22 protein-coding genes and 1 pseudogene are annotated in these 22,498 nt (G+C 68.0%); 16 read left to right on the forward strand and 7 right to left on the reverse strand.

The annotated features are described in order from the left end of the window. Positions 1-112 precede the first annotated feature (112 nt). The 12 genes and pseudogenes from ASD55_RS01660 to ASD55_RS01715 all read left to right on the forward strand — a co-directional run bounded on the left by ASD55_RS01660 (position 113) and on the right by ASD55_RS01715 (position 11,485). The gene (locus ASD55_RS01660) at positions 113-1,534 is read left to right on the forward strand and encodes a PLP-dependent aminotransferase family protein (RefSeq protein WP_056763252.1); all 1,422 of its coding nucleotides are present in this window, start codon (positions 113-115) and stop codon (positions 1,532-1,534) included. Positions 1,535-1,656: 122 nt separating this feature from the next. Beyond that, entirely contained in the window at positions 1,657-2,115 is a 459-nt protein-coding gene (locus tag ASD55_RS01665; protein WP_056763253.1) for a carboxymuconolactone decarboxylase family protein, read from the forward strand. A 102-nt stretch (positions 2,116-2,217) separates the two neighbouring features. After that, positions 2,218-2,538 (forward strand): multidrug efflux SMR transporter, encoded by a 321-nt coding sequence (locus ASD55_RS01670; protein WP_056763255.1) that lies wholly within the window; start codon positions 2,218-2,220, stop codon positions 2,536-2,538. Between the two features lie 73 nt (positions 2,539-2,611). Then, entirely contained in the window at positions 2,612-3,295 is a 684-nt protein-coding gene (locus tag ASD55_RS01675; RefSeq protein WP_056763258.1) for a hypothetical protein, read from the forward strand. A 154-nt stretch (positions 3,296-3,449) separates the two neighbouring features. Further along, positions 3,450-4,288 (forward strand): annotated as a pseudogene (gene rhtA, locus ASD55_RS01680) (threonine/homoserine exporter RhtA). Positions 4,289-4,398: 110 nt separating this feature from the next. Then, positions 4,399-4,905 (forward strand): hypothetical protein, encoded by a 507-nt coding sequence (locus tag ASD55_RS18635; RefSeq protein WP_056763260.1) that lies wholly within the window; start codon positions 4,399-4,401, stop codon positions 4,903-4,905. Between the two features lie 46 nt (positions 4,906-4,951). Beyond that, on the forward strand, positions 4,952-6,019 hold the full coding sequence (locus ASD55_RS01690) for a histidine kinase (protein WP_162248772.1): 1,068 nt from the start codon (positions 4,952-4,954) through the stop codon (positions 6,017-6,019). Then, positions 6,016-6,759 (forward strand): LytTR family DNA-binding domain-containing protein, encoded by a 744-nt coding sequence (locus tag ASD55_RS01695; protein WP_056763263.1) that lies wholly within the window; start codon positions 6,016-6,018, stop codon positions 6,757-6,759. Before ASD55_RS01690 ends, ASD55_RS01695 begins: the two co-directional genes overlap by 4 nt. Positions 6,760-6,868: 109 nt before the next feature. Further along, entirely contained in the window at positions 6,869-7,996 is a 1,128-nt protein-coding gene (locus ASD55_RS01700) for an acyltransferase (RefSeq protein WP_056763265.1), read from the forward strand. 183 nt (positions 7,997-8,179) lie between these two features. Then, positions 8,180-9,358, forward strand: coding sequence for a hypothetical protein (locus ASD55_RS01705; RefSeq protein WP_056763267.1), 1,179 nt, complete (start codon positions 8,180-8,182; stop codon positions 9,356-9,358). A gap of 464 nt (positions 9,359-9,822) precedes the next feature. Continuing rightward, entirely contained in the window at positions 9,823-10,563 is a 741-nt protein-coding gene (locus ASD55_RS01710; protein ID WP_056763269.1) for a hypothetical protein, read from the forward strand. A 91-nt stretch (positions 10,564-10,654) separates the two neighbouring features. After that, on the forward strand, positions 10,655-11,485 hold the full coding sequence (locus tag ASD55_RS01715; protein WP_056763271.1) for a hypothetical protein: 831 nt from the start codon (positions 10,655-10,657) through the stop codon (positions 11,483-11,485). A gap of 46 nt (positions 11,486-11,531) precedes the next feature. On the opposite strand, the gene bioC is transcribed toward ASD55_RS01715, so the two are convergent. The 5 genes from bioC to bioB form a co-directional block, all read right to left on the reverse strand. Continuing rightward, positions 11,532-12,410 (reverse strand): malonyl-ACP O-methyltransferase BioC, encoded by an 879-nt coding sequence (gene bioC / locus ASD55_RS01720; RefSeq protein ID WP_056763273.1) that lies wholly within the window; start codon positions 12,408-12,410, stop codon positions 11,532-11,534. Next, entirely contained in the window at positions 12,407-13,192 is a 786-nt protein-coding gene (gene bioH, locus ASD55_RS01725) for a pimeloyl-ACP methyl ester esterase BioH (RefSeq protein ID WP_056716627.1), read from the reverse strand. Before bioH ends, bioC begins: the two co-directional genes overlap by 4 nt. Continuing rightward, the gene (locus ASD55_RS01730; protein ID WP_056763276.1) at positions 13,189-14,184 is read right to left on the reverse strand and encodes a sulfurtransferase; all 996 of its coding nucleotides are present in this window, start codon (positions 14,182-14,184) and stop codon (positions 13,189-13,191) included. The genes bioH and ASD55_RS01730 overlap by 4 nt, the downstream gene beginning before the upstream one ends. Before the next feature lie 28 nt (positions 14,185-14,212). Next, entirely contained in the window at positions 14,213-15,424 is a 1,212-nt protein-coding gene (bioF, locus tag ASD55_RS01735) for an 8-amino-7-oxononanoate synthase (RefSeq protein WP_056763278.1), read from the reverse strand. 150 nt (positions 15,425-15,574) lie between these two features. Further along, the gene (bioB, locus tag ASD55_RS01740; protein WP_056763280.1) at positions 15,575-16,612 is read right to left on the reverse strand and encodes a biotin synthase BioB; all 1,038 of its coding nucleotides are present in this window, start codon (positions 16,610-16,612) and stop codon (positions 15,575-15,577) included. Positions 16,613-16,760: 148 nt separating this feature from the next. Here bioB and ASD55_RS01745 point away from each other — a divergent pair, with 148 nt between their 5' ends. Both ASD55_RS01745 and ASD55_RS01750 read left to right on the forward strand, forming a co-directional pair. Beyond that, positions 16,761-16,967 (forward strand): hypothetical protein, encoded by a 207-nt coding sequence (locus ASD55_RS01745; protein ID WP_007808713.1) that lies wholly within the window; start codon positions 16,761-16,763, stop codon positions 16,965-16,967. Between the two features lie 8 nt (positions 16,968-16,975). Further along, a complete protein-coding gene (locus ASD55_RS01750; RefSeq protein ID WP_056763282.1) occupies positions 16,976-17,689 on the forward strand; it encodes a ComF family protein in 714 nt (237 codons plus the stop codon). A 31-nt stretch (positions 17,690-17,720) separates the two neighbouring features. Here the strand turns inward: ASD55_RS01750 and ASD55_RS01755 are convergent, their stop codons facing one another. Next, on the reverse strand, positions 17,721-18,698 hold the full coding sequence (locus tag ASD55_RS01755; RefSeq protein ID WP_162248773.1) for a sulfotransferase: 978 nt from the start codon (positions 18,696-18,698) through the stop codon (positions 17,721-17,723). A 223-nt stretch (positions 18,699-18,921) separates the two neighbouring features. On the opposite strand from ASD55_RS01755, the gene ASD55_RS01760 reads away from it, so the two are divergent. Both ASD55_RS01760 and ASD55_RS01765 read left to right on the forward strand, forming a co-directional pair. After that, positions 18,922-19,308: a GtrA family protein gene (locus tag ASD55_RS01760; RefSeq protein ID WP_056763286.1), complete on the forward strand. Its 387-nt coding sequence runs from the start codon at positions 18,922-18,924 to the stop codon at positions 19,306-19,308. Beyond that, positions 19,305-20,297 (forward strand): glycosyltransferase family 2 protein, encoded by a 993-nt coding sequence (locus tag ASD55_RS01765; protein WP_056763289.1) that lies wholly within the window; start codon positions 19,305-19,307, stop codon positions 20,295-20,297. Before ASD55_RS01760 ends, ASD55_RS01765 begins: the two co-directional genes overlap by 4 nt. 18 nt (positions 20,298-20,315) lie before the next feature. On the opposite strand, the gene ASD55_RS01770 is transcribed toward ASD55_RS01765, so the two are convergent. Next, positions 20,316-22,376, reverse strand: a complete 2,061-nt coding sequence (locus tag ASD55_RS01770) for a hypothetical protein (RefSeq protein ID WP_157598742.1) — start codon at positions 22,374-22,376, stop codon at positions 20,316-20,318. Positions 22,377-22,498: the final 122 nt, after the last annotated feature.

The raw sequence follows: 22,498 nt of genomic DNA on the forward strand, positions 1-22,498 counted from the left end.
ATGGCCTGCCTCCAAGGTCCATGAATGGAGATTTTGATCAGGCCATGATTGCCGCCGTCGCGACGCGCGGTGGTACATTCGTTCGCGAACCACCTGCGGAATGGACCGAGCCATGCGCGTCGCGAAAAGCCGCACCATCTCGCCGCTGGACCCGGCGGCGGCCGAACCGTTCTACCGGCAGATCTACGACCGGCTTCGGGGCGCCATCGCCAGCGGGCTGCTGAAGCCGGGTGACCGGATACCATCGGCGCGCGCGCTGGCCACGGAACTGGGGCTGGCCCGAGGCACGATCGAGACGGCGTATGCGCTGCTGGCTGCCGAAGGCTATATCCAGGCCCGCGGCCAGGCGGGCACCGTGGTGACGCCGGACCTCCGGCTGCAGGCGCCCGTGGCGGGCACGGTGCGCCGATCCGACAGCCGTGTTGCCACGACCAGTTTCCGCCCCGATTCGATCCTGCCGTTCCAGATGGGCCTGCCCGCCCTCGATGCGTTTCCCCGGAAGATCTGGGCGCGCCTGGGCGCGCGCTGCGTGCGCGCCATGCAGCCTCCGGACATGGTGCATCCCCCGGTATGCGGCCTGCCGAACCTGCGCGGCGAGATCGCCACCTATCTCCAGGTGTCGCGGGGGATCGACTGCTCGCCGTCGCAGGTCTTCGTGACGTCGGGCTACCGCCACAGCATGGAGCTGATCGCCCATGCCCTGCTGAAGGCGGGCGATCGCGTCTGGCTCGAGAACCCCGGTTACCCGCCCACGCGGGAGTTGTTGCGGCTCATGCGGATGACGTCCGTCCCGGTGGCGGTGGACGGGGAGGGCATGATCGTCGCCGATGGATTGAAGAGCGCGCCGCGGGCACGCGCCGCCGTGGTCACGCCGGGGCATCAGAGTCCGCTGTGCGTGTCGCTGTCGCTGCCTCGACGACTGGCGCTGCTGGACTGGGCGGCACGAACCGGCTCCTGGATCGTCGAGGACGACTACGACGGCGAATACCGCTACGTCAGCCGTCCCCTGCCGGCGTTGAAGAGCCTGGATCGCGATGGCCGGGTGCTTTATGCGGGCACCTTCAGCAAGGTGCTGTTTCCGGGCATCCGGCTGGCCTATCTGGTCGTGCCGGAAACGCAGGTCGAACGGTTCGAACAGGTCAGCCAGGCCTTCGCCGGTGGCAGTCCGCAGCTCAGCCAGGCGCTGGTCGCGGCCTTCATGCGCGAAGGACACTTCGCGCGGCATGTCCAGCGCATGCGCAAGCTCTACGCCGAGCGTCGGGAAGCGACCGCCGCCGGCCTGGAGAGCGTGCTGGGGAAACATGTGCGCATCGACCCGCAGCCGGGCGGCATGCATCTGATCCTGCGCCTGCAGGGCAAACGGTCGGACCGCCGCCTCGTTGCGCGCATGCACGAAGAGGGGCTGTACGGCGAGGCGCTGACCGACTGGTTCGTGGGCGGCAAGGGCGCCTCGGCCCTGCTGCTCAACTTCACCAACATCGATTCCCGGCGTACCGCCGAAGGCCTGGCGCGGCGCCTGGTGAAGCTGATGTGAGAAGGCGGCACTCGGCCGGGCGAAAGAACATGGCCCAGCATGAAATCGCAATCATGGCTCTCACGATGTAGGCCAAGATGCAGCACGATGAAGTCCTTCATCAACGCATGCAAGGATTCCTCATGACCAGCCGCATCGACTACGCCAAGGCCGCCCCCGAGGGTTACAAGGCTTTCGGCGGGGTGTACCTCACGCTTCAGAAAAGCAGCCTGCCCAGGGAGCTGGTCGACCTCGTCTACCTGCGGGTTTCCCAAATCAACGGCTGCGCCTACTGCATCGACATGCATTCCCGCGACCTGCTCAAGTCCGGCCTGGCGGTGGACAAGCTTGTCCTGGTGCCGGCATGGCGCGACGCCGGCAAGCTGTTCAGTGCCCGCGAACGCCGTGCACTGGCCTGGGCGGAAACCGTGACGCGCGCGGCAGACACCGGCGTTCCCGATGCCGACTACGAGGCCGTCGCCGCCGAATTCGGCGACAGGGAGCTCGCCGATCTCACCTATGCGATCGCCTTGATGAACGCGTTCAACCGGTTCGGCATCGCGTTCCGGTCGACCCCGGCGGCGGTTGCCGCGATCGCCTGAGGCAAGCCACCGGCCCCGTGCGCGGCCCTGCCGCGCGCGGGGAGCTCACCCCATTCGCCAGGCCACGACACCCGGCGAATCCACAAACGGAGTCGATGACTCATGGCATGGCTACTGCTCGGCGTCGCCGGCATCTTCGAAATCGCCTTCGCCCTCGGGATGAAGTGGTCCGAAGGCTTCACGCGCTGGCTGCCTGCGCTGTTCACCGTGGGCACCGGCTTGTCGAGCGTGTTTCTTCTTTCGTTCTCGCTGCGCACCCTGCCGGTGGGGACCGCCTACGCGGTGTGGACCGGCATCGGTGCGGCGGGCACCGCGATTCTCGGCATGGTGGTGCTGGGTGATTCCATGGCGCCGCTGCGGCTGCTCTGCATCGCGCTCATCCTGGCGGGCGTCATCGGATTGAAGCTCGTCTCGGGAAGCTGAGGGCGGGCGCGCCACGCTGCAGGCCGTGGGCCGGAGGCAATAGACTGGGCCCTCGAGTCTGCGGAGCCCACCCATGCGCAACCTGGATTTCAGTTCCTGGCAGACCCTGCTGTCGACCCTGTTCGGGCTGGCGGTGATCACCCTGATCGGCGTCGGCATCCGCTTGCTGGCGATGCAGACGATCCAGCAGCGGCGCGAGCGCGAGAACCGGCAGATCAACGAACGCCTGCGCACGCTGATCGCCGCGTACAAGACGCTGGGCGGCTCCTTCACCGGCAATCTCGCGGTCGATCCCAGCCATCTGCGCGACCTGCGCCGCCGGCCCGAGCCGGGCGGCGATGCGGCGGCTGAACCGACCGGCCACGAAGGCGCCGGCAGCGACCGTTCGCGCCGCATCCGCGATGCGGTCGAGGCGGCGTTGTCGGACATCATCCTGCTGGGCACCGAAGAACAGGTGCAGCTGGCGGCGAAGGCCGCCGCGGACATGGTCGCCGGGCGTCCCGCCCACATGGCCGAGCTGGTCGCGTCGCTGCGCAACTTCATCCGCCGGGTGCTGGACCTGGAGCCGGTACCCTCTGGCCTGGCCATCCCGCAGCAGGGTCCGACCCGGATGCCTGCGTCGCGTGGCAAGGGCGATGGTGGTGCGAAGGATGGCGCCAGGGGCGGCGGCAAGGGCATGGGGGGCGGCGCGGGCGGCATGGGCGTGGGCCTCGGCGCTGGCGACAGCGGCGACGACGGCCACGAGCCGCGCCACTGAGGCGTGGCGTCGTCGTTGACGTGCCTTGCGCGGTGACCGGTTGCCGGCAGTAGGCGGCCGACTCCGTCGCAGGCATCATGGCCACCGTTGTCCCCGTCGGCCCCCACCCGTGTCCCCACGTTCCGACTACGCCCCGGTGTTGTTCGCGGTCGCCATGCTGCTGGTCAGCATGGTGTCGTACCAGTGCGGCGCCGCGCTGGCCAAGCAGCTGTTTCCGCTGATCGGTGCGCAGGGCGCCACGGCGTGCCGGCTGGGCCTGGGTGCGCTGATCCTGCTGCTGGTGCGGCGGCCCTGGCGCTCGCCACGACGAGTGCGCGATACGCGTGCGCTGTGGGGCTATGGCTTGTCTATTGGCGCGATGAACCTGGTGTTCTACATGTCGCTGCGCACGATCCCGCTGGGCATCGCGGTGGCGCTCGAGTTCACCGGGCCGCTGGCGCTGGCGCTGTTCGGCTCGCGCCGGCTGCTGGATTTTGCGTGGATCGCCCTGGTGCTGGCGGGACTGGCCCTGCTGTTGCCGTTGCGCGGGCAGGCGCAGGCGCTCGATCCGGTGGGCGTGATGTACGCGCTGGCCGCCGGCGTGGGCTGGGCGCTGTACATCGTGCTGGGCCAGAAGGCCGGTGCGGTGCACGGCGCGGACACGGTGACCCTGGGCACCTGCATCGCAGCGCTGTTGGCCATTCCGTTCGGGGTCGCGCACGCAGGCAGTGCGCTGTTCGCGCCGGCGCTGCTGCCGCTGGCGCTGGGTGTGGCCGTGCTCAGCTCGGCCCTGCCGTACTCGCTGGAGATGCTGGCGCTGACCCGCCTGCCCACGCGCAGCTTCGGCACCTTGCTGAGCCTGGAACCGGCCATCGCGGCGCTCGCCGGCGTGGGCTTCCTCGGCGAACACACCTGAGCTTGCTGCAGTGGCTGGCGATCGTGGCGATCATCGTGGCCGCGGCCGGCACGGCACTCAGCGTGCGCCGGCCGGTGGCCGAACCGCCGCTCAACTGAGCGCTCACCTTCGTTTCGTCGACGGCAGCGCACGGCCCGTCGCACGACGCTCGCCGCGGCGGCATGCCGCCGGCTTCAATGCGGTCTCGACCCCACTTCAGGAGAGACACATGCGGAAGATCATGGTGGTTTCCGGTTTGCTGGCCGGCCTGGCCTGCGCCGGCGTGACCGGCACGGTGCGGGCAACGGACGACGCTGCGGCGCAGGCGCAAGTCGGCCAGCTGGTGAAGCGCTTCCAGGCTGCGATCATCGCCCACGACAAGACCGCGCTCGAAAGCATGTTTGTGGCCGAGGGCGGTTCCTGGTTCGAGGTGCTGGGCGAGGATGCGTACCGGCACATCAAGGCGAAGAAACCGGATCTGTCGCGCGTCCACGCCGACGACCATCGCCACTTCGCGGCCTTCATCGGCGACAGCAAGCAGCCGATCGAGGAGCAGTTTTCCAACGTGCGCATCCAGACCGACGGCGCGGTGGCCTCGGTGTATTTCGATTTCGTGTTCCTGGTCGATGGCAAGCGCAACAACGTGGGCAGCGAAACCTGGCAGCTGGTGCATACGGGCGAAGGCTGGAAGATCAGCGCGATGGCCTATTCGAGTTACCCGGATCGCACGCGCTAAAGTGGCGGGCAAGGTGCGGATCGCGCGCCGTTTCTCAGGAGTCCGCATGATGCGTGTCGCCGCCGCCCGCGATGGGGCGGCCTCCATCTGGCTGCCGTGGCTGGCCGGTGCGCCGCTGGTGCTGTGCATGACGGTGATGGCCTTGCCGGAGATCGGCCACGAGCACGCGCTGGCGTTTCGTGGCCTCTATGCGCTCGGCTACCTGGTGTGGACCTTGCCGCTGGCCGTCGTGCAACGCTCGCTGCAGCGTCGCGTGAGCTGGCCGCTGACCGTGTTCGCCCTGCTGGCGCTGACCTATCTGATGTCGATCGCCAACAACGCGGTCGCCCTGCTGCTTGCCGTGCACTGGAAGGCCGCGCCGGCCTACGACTGGCATCGCCTGTTTGGTGGCCTGGATGGCTGCTGGCTCGCGCTGATCGCGTTCTGTGCGATCCATGCGGTGGTCGATCGTTATCAGGCGTTGCAGGCCGAGCGCAGCCGCGTCGGCGAAGCGCTGGCACTGGCCCGTGACGCCGAGCTGCGCGCGTTGCGCTACCAGTTGCACCCGCACTTCCTGTTCAACACGCTCAACGCCATTTCCACCCTGGTCGCCGAACAGCGCGGCGCGGATGCGAACCGCATGCTGGCGCGGCTGGCCGACCTGCTGCGCGCCACGCTGGAACGCGGCGAGGTGAACGAGATTCCGCTGGCCGAGGAGCTGGCCCTGACCGGCCATTACCTGGATATCGAGAAGATCCGCCTGGGTGCGCGACTGACGGTGGACCTACGGGTGGGCGCCGACCTGTTGCAGGCGGCGGTGCCGGCGCTGTTGCTGCAACCGCTGGTCGAGAACGCGATACGCCACGGCATCGCGCCGCGCAGCCACGGCGGCCGGCTGAAGTTGCAGGTGGAGCGCGTGGGCGGGCAACTGCAGCTGCGCATCGACAACAACGGCGTGGCTGCGCCGGTCGATGCCGGGGCCACGCCGCGGCCGGCGATCGGCCTGCACAACGTGCGCGAGCGGCTGGCCCATCTTTACGGCAGCGCGCACGAGTTCGAGTTTGCGCTGGCGGCGGATGGCGATTGCAGCGTGCGGATCATGATGCCGTTCCGCCCGATGACGGTCGCCGCGTGAGCCTGCGTGTGCTGATCGTCGACGACGAGCCGCTGGCGCGTGCCGGCGTGCGCGCCCGGCTGGACGGCCATGCCGACGTCAGCGTGATCGGCGAGTGTGGCGATGGCGAGTCGGCACTGGCCTTGCTGCGCTCGCAGCCGCCGGATCTGCTGTTCATCGACGTGGAGATGCCGGGGCTGAGCGGCCTGGACGTGCTGGAAGCGCTGGCGCCCGAGCAGCGCCCGCTGACCGTGCTGCTGACCGCCTACGAGCAGTTCGCGCTGCGTGCGTTCGAACTGCGCGCGCTGGACTACCTGCTCAAGCCGGTCGACGAGGAGCGCTTCGCCGATGCGCTGGAGCGGGCGCGCGACATGCTGGCCTTGCGTCGGGGCGAGGGCGCTGGCGTGCAGGCGCCGTGTCATGCCACGCGCTTCCAGGTGCGCCTCGGTCACCGCGTGCAACTGGTGCTGGCCGACGAGATCGACTGGATCGAGGCGCAGGGCGACTATGCCGGCCTGCACGTGGGTGCGCACATGCACCTGTTGCGTGAGCCGCTGCAACGACTGGGCAGCCGGCTCGATCCGGCGCAGTTCGCGCGCATCCACCGCTCCACCATCGTGCGGCTGGATCGGGTGGCCGAGATGCAGGCGCTGTCCAACCGCGATCACCTGCTGCGTCTTCGCGACGGCACCGTGCTGCGTGCCAGCCGCACTTATGTCGATGCGCTGCGGGCGGCCTTGCTGACGGGCGAACCTGCCTAGCACCCGCCACACGATTGCCCGCCGGTTGCCCCGGTTTTGCCCGCATCGACGCGGGCCGTCTTGTCAGACTCGCAACCTTCCACGTTTCACCCCGATACCAGGAAACCTCATGCAGCGACTCCCCGGACTGGACCTGCTGCGCAGCTGGGCGATCCTCTGGGTGATGCTGTTCCACTCCTACATCGTGGGCGGCGTCGGCGAGCATTTTTCCTGGCTGTCGAACTACGGCTGGATGGGCGTGGACCTGTTCTTCGTGCTCAGCGGTTACCTGATCGGCTACCAGTTGCTGGCGCCGCTGGCGCGGGGCGAGCCGCTGGCGTGGCGCGATTTCTACCGCCGCCGCGCGTTTCGCATCCTGCCCGCGTTCCTGGCGGTGCTGGCGGTCTACCTCGCCTTTCCGCTGCTGCGCGAAGCGCCCGGCCTGCAGCCGGCGTGGCAGTTCCTCAGCTTCACCCTCAACCTGCTGATCGACTACCAGCACAACCGGGCGTTCTCGCACGCGTGGTCGCTGTGCGTGGAGGAACATTTCTACCTGCTGTTCCCGTGGCTGGCCTTCTGGATGACCCGGCGACCCTCGATGGGCCGCGCGCTGGCGCTCGGTCTGGGCGTGGTCGCGTTCGGCATGATCGTGCGCGGCTACGTGTGGCTGCACGACATGGCGCCGCTGCGCGAGGTGGACGGGCCGGCGTTCGGCCTGCGTTTCGTCGAAGGCATCTACTACCCGACCTGGGCGCGGCTGGATGGCTTGCTGGCGGGCGTGGCGCTGGCGGCGCTGCGGATCGGCCGGCCGCAGGCGTGGGCACGTTGGCAGGCGCATCGCGGCCGCCTGCTGGTGGCCGGCGCGGCACTGTTCGCGCTGGCGTGGTGGCTGTTCGGTGAGCGACTGGACTTCTGGCCCAGCGTGCTCGGCTACCCGCTGCTGTCATTGAGCCTGGCGATCTGGGTGCTGCTGGCTACCAGCTTGCCGGCGCGCTGGAAGCTGCCGGGCGCGGACTGGCTGGCGCGGATCTCCTACAGCCTCTACCTCAGCCACAAGCTGGCGCTGCATGCGGTGGCGACGTGGCTCCTGCAGCCCTGGCAGATGCACGGAATGGCAGCGTTCGCCGTATATGCCATCGGCGTGCTGGCCGTGGGCGCCGCGCTGCATTACGCGGTGGAGCGACCGTTCCTGCGCTGGCGCGAGCGCATCGATGCCCGGCGGTCGACGCCCCTGCCGTCGGCTGCCGCGGCTCCCTGAATCGCGTCGGCGCCGCCCGCCAGGCCGTCGGATGCCCTGTCATGGCAAGCCGCTTCGGCGTCGGGCGGCCGTTCGTAAGGCGGCATAACGCTTCGTGACGGTTCGTAACGTGACATCGCATCGGGCTGGCCGAACCATCGGTTCATCGGCCACGGCGGCGACGCCCGTCAGGAGGACCTTGCGATGACCTGGATGAAATTCGCCGACGCCCGCCGGCAGGAGTGGTTCCTGCAGCAGGAGGGGCTGTGGCTGCTGTGCCAGCAATATGCGTACGCGCAGCTGCTGGACGAGCGGGCTCGCGTGGTGCCCGAGAAGACGCCCTGGTACTCGATCGGCCCGCATATCAGCAACGTCGAAATCGACAGCGCCAACTTCGATGCGGAGAAGACCCGGTGTGCCGAGCAAGCCTACGATGGGCTTGCCCGGGCGTCGCTGGAGGACGGGACGAGTGTCTTCAACCAGCTGATCCAGATGAAGGACGAGCTGGATCTGTACACCCGCAGGCTGGCCGCGAAGAAACACCGGGTGGCGCGGGACAACGCCAGCAGCATGGAGAGTCACGTCAATTTCTTCGGCGGCGCTGCCACCGTGGCCAGGTATGTGCGCGATGGCGCGGCGGCGGTCCTGCTGGTCACCGCATCGGTGGCCACGGCTGGCACTGCTGCAGCGGCCGTGGCGGGTGCGGGCTCGGCCGGTGCCGCTGGCGCCGCAACGGCAGCTGGCGCCGGTGGCTGGCTGTCGGCTGCCGGTGGCCTTGGTGTCACCGCGATGGGCTCGGGACTGAAGGGACTGGCCACTTACGAAGACTCGGTGCTGTCCAAGGGCGTTTCCTGGAGCGACGGGGGCAGTATCGGCGCCGGCCTGTTGCAGGCCACGGGGACCTTCATGGTCAGCGCCATTCCGATCATGTCCAAACTCGCCCCCGGCGGCGCGGCGATGAGCAAGCCGGCGCTGCTGATGATCACCACGCCGTGGAATGCGTTCACCACCTTCGCCGTGGGCGTGGCCAAGGGCGACAGCCTGGGCAAGTCGTTGACCTCCACCGTCGTCGGTCTCGGCATGTCGGCCATTCCCCTGGGCGATCGGCTGGAAAAGCTGGCCATGCCGATCGCGGCCAAGCTGGTCGCAGCCCCCGCCGCGGAAATCGCCACCAAGGTCGGTGTCGGCATGGTGATGGACAAGATCACCGACGTGGCCAGCGATCGGGTGTACGACAAACTTGTGGCCAAGCCGAAGCCGCACGTCTCGAAACAGGTGCAGCACATGGTCGGGGTGACCACCCGGCTCGACCGTCCCATGTCCAGCGACGACTACATCTGCCGCACCGTGATGTTTCCCGCCTCCTATACACCGGCGCGATGAAGGCCAGGGGAACTCCGGTCGACCCGATGTTCATCGATTCAGACGTCTGGACGTCCATCCATGATTTCCCTGCGCTGTGAATCCTTTGTTCGCGGCCGATGCCGATCGGTCGGAGGGTTCGCCGAAGCCGCCGCTCGCCGTTTTCAAGACGGTGGATGCACCAGCAATTTCGTGGCGCAGGAAGTTTCGTGTCGCCCATGCGCGGACCGCGATACGGCCGAAAGTGTCGATCCGCTCACACAATTGGATGAGGCGAAGACGATCACCGTCCGGCGTGTGAAATGCATGCTGAACGAACGCCGCATGGTCGCTTGTGGGCCCGGATGCACAACGCGCAAGATGCGCGCAGAGACGCTGCCGGCAAGCGGGCCCGCACGTGCAGGGGTCGATACCGGTGGCATGGAGGCCCCGCCGCATCGTCTCGCAAGGCATTCCGCCATCGTTGCATCCTTCGGAGCGATCCCATGAAATCCCGTCATTTCAAGTCCACGCTGATCTGCGTAGCGGTACTCGGCGCGCTGTCCGTCGCGCCAGTGATGGCGCAGACCGCCACGCCACCGGATACGTCCGTGTCCACCAGCAGCGCCAGTCACGAATCGACCCGGCTGAGCACGGCGTTCACCGGGTTCGCCGGTTCGGATGCCAATGCACAGGCGCTGGTCAGCGGGCTGCGCGACGGCAGCGAGATCACGCTGGACGACGTGACCACGAACGCCGACGGCACCACGACCACGACGAGCACCACGTTCACGCCGGCCACCGGCCAGATGGGCTACGGCAACGTGAAGATCGCGCTGTCGCTGGCCGAAGCGACGCTCGCCAAAGACGGCATCACCGATCCGACCGCCACCGAAGTCGAGGCGGCGCTGAATGGCGGCACCCTGGTGCTGGCCGATGGCACCAGCATCGACATGAAGGGCGTGCTGGCCCAGCGTGCCGATGGCGCGGGCTGGGGTCAGATCGCCCAAGCCGAGGGTTTCAAGCTGGGCGAGGTGATGCGCTCGCCGAACGCGGTCGGCAGTGCCGCTGCGGACGGACACGCGCACGCCCATGTGGAAAAAGTCGAACTGGCCAAGGCCCATGGCGCCGATCGCCCGACCAGGCCAGAGCGAGTGGCCAAGGTCGATCGTCCTGATCGTCCGAGCCGGCCCGAGCGCCCTGAGCGCCCCGAGCGTCCCGATCACGCCGGTCGCCCGGGCGGCTGAGTCCGCTTCCCCAACGTGTCGCAAAGCATGCGGGCCCGGCGTGATGCCGGGCCTGCGGCCATTCTTTCTGCAGCCAAGGAAACCTCGTTACATGCACAACCCACACCATTGGATGATCGTCGGCGGACTGCTGTTGATCGGTGCGCCGGCGGCGCACGCCGCCACGGCCAGCGGCGGTCAGTTCAGTCTTGCCGCGGGTGCCGACTACAGCAGCGGCAAATACGGTACCGACACCACCACGGACATCTGGTCGCTACCGGTGACGGCGGCATACCAGACCGACCGCTGGACGTTCAAGCTCACTGTGCCGTACATCAACATCAGCGGCGCCGGCAACGTGATCCCCGGCGTGGGCAAGGTGAACAACGGCAACCCGAATGGGCGCGGCCGTGGCAATGGTGGCGTGATTCCCGCGCCGGGCAGCGCGGCCAGTGGCTCGGCCTCGGGCCTGGGCGACATCACCGCATCGGCCGGCTACGAGCTGTTCGGCAGTGCCGACCGCACATTCGGGCTGGATCTCACCGGCAAGGTGAAGTTTGGCACCGCCGACGAAAACAAGGGCCTGGGCACGGGCAGAAACGACTACGGCCTCTCGCTGGATACCTACAAGGTGAGCGGCAACTGGACCGCGTTCGGCGGCGTGGGCTGGATGAAGTACGGCAGTTCGCAGTACATCCAGCTGAAGAACGGCTTCAATGCAAACATCGGCGCTGCCTACAAGCTGAGTCCCAGCGACGACGTCGGCGCGTACTACTACTACCGCGAGCGGATTGCCGATACCGGCGCTCCGCAGAGCGAGGTCACGGCTTACTGGAACCACAAGTTCAACGAAAGTTTGCGGCTGCAGACCTACGCGCTCGCCGGCTTCGCCAACGGCAGCCCGGATTACGGCGTGGGTGCGTCGCTGAAGTACAGCTTCTGATCGACCGGGTTCCGCGCGACAGCGCGGAACCCGCACGCGGCATGCGTCATTTGCGCCGCGAGCCACGCAAGCTGTCGAGCGAGAACGTGGCCACCTCGCCGCCGGGCACGCGACGGGGCTGGCCAGTCGGCGGGCCCCAGGCGTGCGCACTGACCACTTCCCAGGTGGCCGGGATGCGGCCGTCCACGCGCATCGTTTCGTAGGCGGCCAGCATGCGCTGGTAGCGCGCCTTGCCGGTGAGGCCGCGCGAGCGCGCGCGGTCGGCGTTGGTGGCGCCCAGGCCTTGCAGTTCTTCCAGCAGCTTGCGCGGTTCGCTGTAGGTGAGGGTGTAGCGGAACACGTCCAGCACGGGATCGCGCAGGCCAGCGGCGAGCATCGCGTCGCCGACGTCGTGCATGTCGAGGAAGCGCGCCACGTGCGGCTGTTGGTCCGCCTCGGCCCAGGCCGCGCGCAGTTCCATCAGGGTGTCCGGGCCGAAGCTGGAGAACGCCATGAAGCCGCCGGGCTTCAGCACGCGCATGCATTCGCCGAACAGCGCAGGCAGATCGTCGACCCACTGGAAGCACAGGTTGGAATACAGCACGTCGACGCTGTGGTCGGCCAACGGCAGTTGGGTGGCCTCGGCGCAGACGCGGCGGAACGGCTTCAGCCAGCTGTTGTGCTGCCTGGCCGCCTGCAGCATTGGCAGCGCCAGGTCGATCGCGATCACCTCGGCCTTGGGATATTTCTGCTTCAGCAAGGCGGTGCCGCGACCGGTGCCGGCGCCGACGTCGACCACGCGTGCGGGTGTTTCCAGATAGAAGTCCAGACGTTCCAGCAGCGCCGCCTGGACTTCGCGTTGCAGCGCGTCGTGCTGTTCGTAGCTGCTGGCGGCGTGGCCGAAGTTGCGGCGCACGCGGTGTTGATCGAGGTGGAAATCGCTCATCGAACCTGCTCGGAGGAAGAAGGAGCCAGCAGCGGCTGCAGTGCCTGCACCACCGCGTCGGCGTGGCCGAAGAACGGCGCGTGGCCGGCCTGCTGGATCTCGGTGTAGCTGCCGCCGCACTGGCTGGCCGACCACGCCATCGCCTGCGGCGGCACCAGCCGGTCGCGGCGGCCGCTGATCCACGCGCTGCGCACGCCGAGGTCGGGCAGGGCGGCGCGGCGGTCGCTGGTTTCCAGGATGCGGATGCCTTCCTGCAGCACGCGCAGGTCGGGTTCGCCACGGGCGAACACCAGTTCGCGCAGGTGGCGCAGTTCGGCGCGCGGGTCGGTGCTGCCCATCGCCTCCAGCGCCAGGAAGCGCTCGAGCGTGGCGTGGTAGTCGGTTTCCAGGTCGCTGGCCAGCTGGTGCACCAGCTTGTCGTCGCTGCCGTGCGGCCAGCCTGCGTCGCGCACGAACTTCGGCGTGGCGCATAGCATGGCCAGGCCGCGCACTTGCCGCGGCAGCTCCAGCGCCGCGGTCAGCGCGATGAGGCCGCCCAGCGACCAGCCGAGCCAGATCGCCGGCGGCGTGAGTTTCGCGATTGCCTCGGCGCAGGCGCGCGGTTCCAGCGGCAGGCCGCAGTCGCGCGAACGGCCGTGGCCGGGCAGGTCGACCACATGCATCGTGCACTGTTCTTCCAGCGCCTCGACCAGCGGTTCCAGCACGCCGCCGTGCATCGCCCAGCCGTGCAGCAGCACCAGTTGCACGGGGCCGTGACCGCGATGGTCGATGTACAGGCTCATGCCACGTCCTCATGAAGCATCGCGCTTGTTGCGTTCGCCCCTTCTCCTCCCCGGGCGACCCTTGGGGAGTCCCCTTGCGGGTGAGAAGGTTGGGATGAGGGGCGGGTGCTCGCTGGGAAGTCCGTCGAAGCCGGCTCTGAATCAGCTTCTTCCTCGGCGTGGCCCCTCACCCCAACCCTCTCCCCGCGGGGGAGAGGGAGTGGTACGCGCTTCGAATCGGCCTTCTCCTCAGCGTGTTCCCTCTCGTCAATCGCAGGGAGAGGAGGCGAAGGCAGGAGCGCTTTATCTATGGCCACGCGGCCGTCAAACACGAAGCAGTCGCCGTGCCAGTGCGTGCCGTCGGTCTGTTCCAGGTATTTCAGGATGCCGCCTTCGAGCTGGTAGACGTGCTGCAGGCCGAGATCCTGCATGTGCAGTGCGGCCTTCTCGCAACGGATGCCGCCGGTGCAGTACGAGACGATGGTCTTGCCTTCGTAGCGCGCGCGGTCGGCGGCGATGGCGGCGGGGAATTCAGTGAAGCTGGCGATGCGGTAGTCGATGGCTTGCGGGAATTTGCCGAGGTCGGTCTCGTAGTCGTTGCGGGTGTCGAGCAGCACCAGTTCGCGGCCGTCGTCGTCGTGGCCCTGGTCGAGCCAGCGTTGCAGCGTGGGCGCGTCGACCGCCGGCGCGCGACCGCCTTCGGGGCGGATCGTGGGCAGGCGCATGGTGATGATCTCGCGCTTGATGCGCACGCGCAGGCGGCCGAACGGCACCTCGGCGGACAGCGATTCCTTCGGCGCGATATCGGCGAAGCGGAAATCGTCGTGCAGGCTGGCCATGAAGCCGTCGATCTGCGCGCGGCTGCCGGCGAGGAACAGGTTGATGCCTTCGGGCGCCAGCAGGATCGTGCCCTTCAGCGCCAGTGCTTCGCAGCGCGCGAACAGCCGCTCGCGCAGCGCGGGCAGGTCGTCCAGGCTGATGAACTTGTAGGCGGAGATGTTGACGATCGACATGCGGGGGAATCGGCGGAGCAGGCGGCGATTATACGGGGTCGCCGCCGGCTGCCCGGGATGCGGCAGGCAGACGCAGCGTTTCCAGCGCGGCCAGCAGCCGGTCGACGTGGGCCTCCTCGTGCGCCGCGGACAGCGTGATGCGCAGCCTCGCCTGGCCCGCGGGCACGGTCGGCGGACGGATCGCGGTGACCAGCAGGCCTTGCCGCTCCAGCGTTTGCGCCGCGGCCAGCGCGGCGTCGGCGCTGCCCAGCAACAGCGGCTGGATCGCGCTGGGGGAGGCCGCCAGCGGCAGGCCGAGTTCGGCGGCGCCACGGCGGAAGCGGGCGATCAGCCACAGGAGTTTCTCGCGTCGCCAGGCTTCCTTCTGCGCCAGTTGCACCGCTTCCAGCGCGGCGGCGGCCAGCGCCGGCGGCATCGCGGTGGTGTAGATGTACGGTCGCGCGAACTGGACCAGTCCCTCGATCAGCGCGGCCGAGCCGGCCACGAAGGCGCCGCTGCAACCGAGCGCCTTGCCCAGCGTGGCCATCAGCAGCGGCACCTCATGCTGGCCGAGGTTCGCGGCGCCGAGGCTGCCCGCGCCGTCGTCGCCAAGCACGCCGAAGCCGTGCGCATCGTCGACCAGCAAAGTGGCCTGCTCGCGCGCGCACAGCTGGGCCAGCTCGCGCAGCGGCGCGACGTCGCCATCCATGCTGAACACGCCGTCGGTGGCGAGCAGGGCGGCGGTGGTCGGGTGGGCGGCGAGTTGCCGCGCCGCGGCGTCCACGTCGGCGTGCGGATAGCGCTTCAGCTCGGCGCCGCTGAGTTTCGCGCCATCGAGCAGGCAGGCGTGGTTGAGCTTGTCCTGCGCGCAGACATCGCCGCGTCCGAGCAGCGCCTGCAGCACGCCGAGGTTGGCCATGTAGCCGGTGGAGAACAGCAGTGCGCGTTCGCGTCCGCTCCAGGCCGCCAGCGCCTCTTCCAGCTCGGCGTGTTCGCGGCGGTGCCCGCAGATCAGATGCGCCGAGGTGCTGCCGACGCCTTCCTCGCGGGCGGCGCGGCTGAGCGCGGCGATCAGCTGCGGGTGTTGTGCCAGGCCGAGGTAGTCGTTGCTGCAGAACGACAGCAGGCGCCGGCCGCCGATCTCCAGCCACGGGCCGTCGGCGCGGTCGATGGTGCGCAGGCGGCGGCGCAGGTTGGCGCTTTCGCGTTCGGCCGTCTGGACGGCCAGTCGGTGCAGGAGGTCGGGGCGGGGCGTGGTCATTGTTCGGCGCAGGTTGAAGAGCACCCCCTCCCAACCTCCCCCTGCGATGCAGGGGGAGGAGCCAAGCCGGTGCTGCACGCTGTGCTCCCTCCCCTGCATGCCCCAAAGGGACTTCCTTCGGTCGCAGGGGAGGGTTGGGGTGGGGTGTTCTCAAGCCGCCGCACTGCAGCCGCAACCCTGCCCGCAGCTGGCGCCTTCGCCGATGTCCTCATGCACGGTGCCCGCACTCTCGACCACCTCCATCGGATGCAGGTCGAGCCGGCGGAACAGCGCGCGATCGGCTTCCACGTCCGGATTGCCGGTGGTCAGCAGCTTCTCGCCGTAGAAGATCGAACCGGCGCCGGCGAAGAAGCACAGCGCCTGCACCGCGTCGTCCATCTGCTGGCGACCGGCGGACAGACGCACGATCGACAGCGGCATCAGGATGCGCGCCACCGCGATCGCCCGCACGAACTCGAACGGATCCAGCGGCTCGGCATCGCCCAGCGGCGTGCCGGGCACCGGCACCAGCTGGTTGATCGGCACCGATTGCGGATGCTCGGGCAGGTTCGCCAGCGCCTGCAGCAGGCCGGCACGCTGCTCGCGCGTCTCGCCCATGCCGACGATGCCGCCGCAGCAGGTCTTCAGGCCCGCGTCGCGCACCTGCTCCAGCGTGACCAGGCGATCCTGGTATTCGCGGGTGTGGATGATCTCGCCGTAGAACTCCGGCGCGGTGTCGATGTTGTGGTTGTAGTAGTCGAGGCCGGCGTCCTTGAGCTGCTGCGCGTGGCCGTCGCCGAGCAGGCCCAGGGTGGCGCAGGTTTCCAGGCCCAGGTCCTTCACCGCGCGCACGATCGCGGCGACCTTGGGGATGTCGCGATCCTTCGGGCCGCGCCATGCCGCACCCATGCAGAAGCGGCTGGCGCCGGCGGCCCTGGCGGCGCGGGCGCGTTCCAGCACATCGTCGACGTCCATCAGTTTCTGCGCGGTCACGCCGGTGTCGTAGCGCGCCGCCTGCGGACAGTACGCGCAGTCCTCCGGGCAGCCGCCGGTCTTGATCGACAGCAGGGTCGACACCTGCACCGCGTTCGGGTCGTGGTGTTCGCGATGCACCGTATGGGCGCGATGCAGCAGTTCGTTGAACGGCAGCGCGAACAGCGCGGACACCTCGGCGCGGCTCCAGTCGTGACGGAGAACGGTTTCGGCCATGGAATACCACTCGCTGAGGAACAAGCGCGAGAGTGTGGGAGCCGCCCCGAGGCGTGTCAACCGAACGATATCAAGTGAAGTTGACGAGACTTGGGCGCTCCGCTCCCGCTACCATCGCGCCTTCGCGATACCAACTGGGGGCGGTCGGATGAGTGAAGGGCAAGGCAGTACGGGCAACGTGCTCGCGGCGATCTGCAGTTTTTTCATTCCCGGCCTGGGCCAGCTGGTGCAGGGGCGCCTGCTCAAGGCGATCATCATGTTCGTGCTGGCGGCGGTGTTGTGGATCGTGCTGCTGGGCTGGCTGATCCATCTGTGGTCGATCCTCGACGCAGCACTGTACAAGCCCGCGCGCTGAGCCCCCGGATGAACTTCCTGGCCACGCCGTGGCGAACCCTGCAGCGATTCGTGCTGCCCCTGCGTTGCCTGCTGTGCAACGCCCGCGGCGAGCACGACATCGATCTGTGCAACGCCTGCGCCGCCGAATTGCCCCGCAACGGCAGTTGCTGCGCGCGCTGCGCACTGCCGCTGGCCACGCCGGCGGCGCTGTGCGGCGAATGCCAGCGCAGCCAGCCACCATGGGACAGCGCGTGGGCACCCTTCCGCTACGGCTGGCCGCTGGATCGGCTGGAATCGCGCTACAAGTTTTCTTCCGATCTCGCCGCCGGCCGCGTGCTGTCGATGCTGTGGCAGCGCGAACCGCAACCGCCCCGGTTGCCCCAGCTGCTGTTGACGGTGCCCCTGCATCGCAGCCGCCTGCGTCGGCGCGGCTACAACCAGGCGCTGGAGCTGGCCCGCCCGCTGGCCAGCAAGCTTGGCGTGCCGCTGTCGCACGACGCCCTGCTGCGCCGTCGCTCCACCACCGCGCAGACCGAACTCGACGCCGTCGCCCGTCGCCGCAACGTGCACGGCGCCTTCGCGCTGCGCGAAGGCGTCACCCTGCCCGGGCACGTGGCGATCCTCGACGACGTGATGACCACCGGCGCCACCCTGGCCGAATGCACCCGCGTGCTGCGCCGCGCCGGCGTGCGGCAGGTCGACGTGTGGGCGCTGGCGAGGGCGCCGTCACCACGGGGATGACGGGTCGGAGCAAGCCGGATGTTGAACACCCCTAGGTGTCGCGTTCGGCGAGTTCGTCGAGGAAGCGGTTGACGCGCCGTGACAGGCGCCCCAGCGGCGTGAAGTGGCCGGCGTCGAGATGGCCGTCGTTCTGCTCGATCTGGAGCAACCCGAAACCGGTCATCGCCTCGCGCCGGAAGTCGTCGTAGAGCGCCATCGCCTCGGCGGCGGAAGCCCGGTGATCCGGTGGAATGTCGTCGAGCGAGTAGTGACGGACCTTGCCGCGGTCGTAGTAATCCATGGCGTCGTCCAGTCGCAGCTCCAACGCCTTGCCAAGCGCGTCGAACACGCGGGCATCAATCGCCTCGTGGAAGACGGCGTGCACGTGCGGCAGGTTGCGCAAGGCACGGACATACAGCTGCACGACCGAGAAGAACCCGCGCAGCACCTCGCTGTGGCTGGCGACGCGGCCACCGGTGAGCTGGGCCAGGCCACGCGTGGACATCAGTACGTCGAGCGGGTTGCGGAAAGTGAAGATGTAGCGCGACGTGTAGAAATGTCGGCAATGGAAATCGAACAGTTGCCCGCACTCCGCCACGGCGTGCGCGGGGTTGATGACGATCTTCGAGCCGACGTAACGGTACGTGTCCGCCAGTCTGGCGAGGTATGCCCACCACGGCCCATCCGCCTCTAGCAGGTGCGGGCAGTAGGTGCTCTTGTTCTCCTGGTTGCTCCAGGCGCGATGCATGCCGTTGTAGCGCGCGGCGAAATCCGCGTCGCCGGCATCGAGGTGGAAGCGCGGTTCGCCGAACAGGAAAATGTCATCGGCGCCGTTCAAGGCGTTCTGCAGGATCGTGGTGCCGCTGCGCGCGGCACCGATGACGAACAAGCCTCGCGCCGCGACATGGCGGCAGACCTGCGCCATGTCGGTGGGGATGTCGGGGGCTGGCGGGATGGAGTCGCCCGCCACCGTCGCGGAGGGTGGCCGAAACCGTCGCGCGCGCAGCATCAGTCCGAGTCGTCTGGTCAACGAGGGCACGTCATTCGTCCGTGGCATCTGCCAGTCGCCCGGGCCAGGCGATCGTTGCAGTTGAAGACGAGTCTCGCATGTCCGTGGGCGGTGGCGGAACATCCCCGGGGCGGATTGCGGCCAGGAATCGCATCCTGCCCCGGGTTCTGGTATTTGTCCCACCATTCGCACAGACAGCCGGGACACTCCACTTGAACCAGACATCGCACTCCCGGGTCGCCCCGTGAAGGCATGGCTTCGCCAGTTGTTCCTGTTCGGCATCGTGGGGATGATCCAGGTTGCCATCGATTCGGGCGTTCTGATCGGGCTGACCCGCGCCGGTGTCGATGTGGCGGCGGCGAACGTGTGCGGCCGGGTGGCCGGTGCGCTGGTCGGCTTCCTTCTCAACGGCAAGACCACCTTCCCCTCGCTGTCCGGGCGGCGCTTGCATGACGGTCCGCTGCTCCGCTTCATCCTCACCTGGCTGGCCCTCACCGCCATCAGCACCCTGCTGCTGGTGCTGCTGCACGAACACGTGGCGCTGGAATACGTGTGGCTGGTGAAGCCGATCGTGGAAGTGTGTCTGGCAGCGGTTTCCTTCCTCGTTTCGAAATTCTGGATCTATGCATGAATCATCCGTCCGGCACGACCCCCGTCATCGCAGTGGTCATTCCCTGCTACCGCGTGGGATCGCGCGTGCTTGACGTGATCAGGGACATCGGTCCGGAGGTAGGCTGGATCTTCGTGGTCGACGATGCCTGTCCGGAACACAGCGGCAAACGGGTTACGGCCGAATGCGGCGACCCGCGGGTACAGGTGCTTGAACACGGGGAAAACCAGGGCGTCGGTGGCGCCACCGTGAGCGGCTACAAGGCCGCGCTGGCCACCGAGGCGCAGATCGTGGTCAAGCTCGACGGCGATGGCCAGATGGCACCAGCCCTGATCCCGAACCTGGTGCGATCGATCCGGCAGGGCCGGGCGGACTACGTGAAGGGCAACCGTTTCTACCGGATCGGCGACGTATCGGGGATGCCGGCCGTGCGGCTGATCGGCAACGCGGGTCTGTCCTTTCTGACCAAGTTGTCCAGCGGCTACTGGCAGCTGTTCGATCCGACCAATGGCTTCACCGCGATCCAGCGCGACGTGCTGGCCGAGATGAACCTGGACAAGCTGGCCCGGCGCTACTTCTTCGAATCCGACATGTTGTACAACCTCAACCAGCTGCGCGCGGTGGTCGGCGAGATGCCGATGCCGGCGGTTTATGCCGACGAGCCCTCCAGCCTCCGGCCGATGCGCGTCATCGGTCACTTCTTCCGTGGCAACCTGCGCAACTTTCTCCGGCGTGTCGTCTATACCTATTTCGTGCGGAGCTTCTCGCTGGCGACGATCGAGCTGTTGCTGTCGCTGCCCTTGATCCTGTTCGGCCTCTGCTATGGACTGGCGCATTGGGCGCACGCCATGCACAGCGGCGTGCCGGCCGCTTCGGGTGTGGTGATGGCCGCCGCGCTGCCGCTGATCATCGGGACCCAGCTGCTGTTGTCCTGGCTCAACTACGACGTGTCGAACCAGCCGACCCAGCCAGTCCATCCGATGCTGGCCGGACGCGCCGACGGCTCCTGAGCCGGCGCGGCCCTGTCGTTACTTGCCGGCCGGCGCGTCGACGTCCAGGCTGACCAGGGCGATACCCAATCGGCGGTTGTCGCTGCTCTGCCCAAGCGTCAGCGGCGAGATGGCCGCAGGCACCGCGATGCGCAGCTGATCGAGGCCGGGCGGATTGCGGAAGCGCAGGCGCACGGGCTGTGCCTGCTCGCCGAGCACGAAGGTCTGCGCCTCGTCACCGATCGTCATCGTGAACGGCTTCCCGGCGTTGGGGCCGTAAGCGGAGGCAACCAGGCGCAAGGTGGCCGAAGCCGGCAATGGCCGGGTGAAGTGCAGCACCACCTCGTCGGCATCCGACCAGCGGCCAAAATCCTCGACGCCGGACAAACCCTGCATCGGACCCAGGTCCGGGCTGGAACTGCTGAAGTCGATGTGGAACGGCATCGGCAGCCGGTACAGCGCGAAGCCGCCGAAGTGCTGCACCGACAGGGATGCGACCTGCATCGGATGTGAGCCGATCACCAGTGCCCACTTGCTGCCGGCGGGCAGGCGGCCCGCATCGATGGGTTGGCCGGGGGACAGTGGTACGACCGTGCTGTCCGCGACATCGAGCTGGAACTGGGCCTGGACCAGCTTGAAGAGGTCGTCGCCGGCAATCGCCACGCCTGAACGTTGCGACGCAAGCAGGGCTCGTGTGGTGCGCGCCGCCGTGTCGTAGGTGTCGGGAATTCTCCGCTGCGCCGCTTCGCGGGCGACCAGGTGCGAGGCACCCACGGCAAACACCGGCACGAAGATCCACGCGTACAGGATCGTGCCCAGCCGCCGGCTGATGAACCACATCGCCAGGATGCCGAGCCCAAAGGCGGTGATCACGTGGAAGAAATGGGAATCGACCACCACCCCGTAAAGCTCGGGTGCGTCGATGCGATTGGGAGCGAAGCCACGGAAGCGGTACCACGCGGCCAGGATGGAGAAGCCGCCCACCACCAGTGTGGCGGCGACATGCCCGAGCATGCGGCTGCGGGTCGGCGGGGCGTCGTCATCGATCCATGCACCAGCCACCAGGTAGAGCAGCGGCAGCGCGAAATCGTAATAGCGCATGTGCAGCCGGCGCATGGCCTCCAGCGGATTCCCGTCCGGCACGTTCGCGGTGAAGTACACCGTCACGACCACCAGCGTGGAAAGAATGGCCAGGCTGAACAACATCAGCCGTTGCCGATCAGCCGCGGGAGCAGCGCCGTCGACGGGAAGGCGGCGCAACTGGAACAGGCACGCCAATGGCACCGAATACAGCGTGACCAGTGCCAGCCCGTGGCCGAACAACGATCGCGCGCCGTAATGCAGCAGCACGCCCAGGTCGGGGTGGCTGAAGCTGGCATTGGCCTGTGCCTTGTAGAACCTGCCGAGCAGGTCGAGGCCATTGCGCCCGGCCAGCAGGCCACCGAGGCAGAAGCGCACCGCCAGGAACGCCGTCAGCGCCGCAAGGCCGGCCCGCAACACGGCGTGAAACCGCGATGGACCACGGCCAAGCACGCCAGTGGCCAGCAGGTAGCCGCCGTAGCCGCCCAGCAGGAACAGCGCATGCAGCTTGACCAGGCACATCAGGCCAAGAAGCGATCCGACCAGCAGACCGTTGCGCGCCGACGCTTGGGGCGCAATCACCAGTACCAGCCAGGCAAATACCCAGAACAGGAAGAAGTACATCGCCTCCGGCATGAAGAACGCGGTGTAGGTCGATACCGGCCCGAGCAGGCTGGCCAGGGTCAGCAGCAGCGCCAGGCCGAACTGCATGTAGCGACGCGCCAGCATGAAGACAAAGGGCGCCGCCGCCACGAAGAAGCCCGCGTTGAGCACGCGTACGCAGCCCATGAAATCGGGGCCGCACATATTGCTGCTGCGGTAGATCAGCAAATAGAGGAATGAAGGCACCTGCGCCTGCGATATGGGCAGCAGCCGGCTGTACAGGCTATAGGTCCATTCGTCCCCCAGCACCGACGGACCCAACCCGCTGTTGCGAAACACCAGGAAGACAAAGATGGCGACCATCGCCAGCCACAGGACGCTTGGAATGGCAGGGCGGCCGGGGACGGTGGCTGTCATCGTGGCGGAATCCGGCAGACGGGAGTGGCGATGATCAAGGCGTAGCCCTCGAACGACACGGACAGGTTGCCGGAGCAACAGCAGGCCGAGCGTGACGACCCGGTTGCAGCAATCCGATCCAT

Source organism: Rhodanobacter sp. Root561 (assembly GCF_001427365.1).
In the GTDB taxonomy this organism is placed as follows: Bacteria; Pseudomonadota; Gammaproteobacteria; order Xanthomonadales; family Rhodanobacteraceae; genus Rhodanobacter.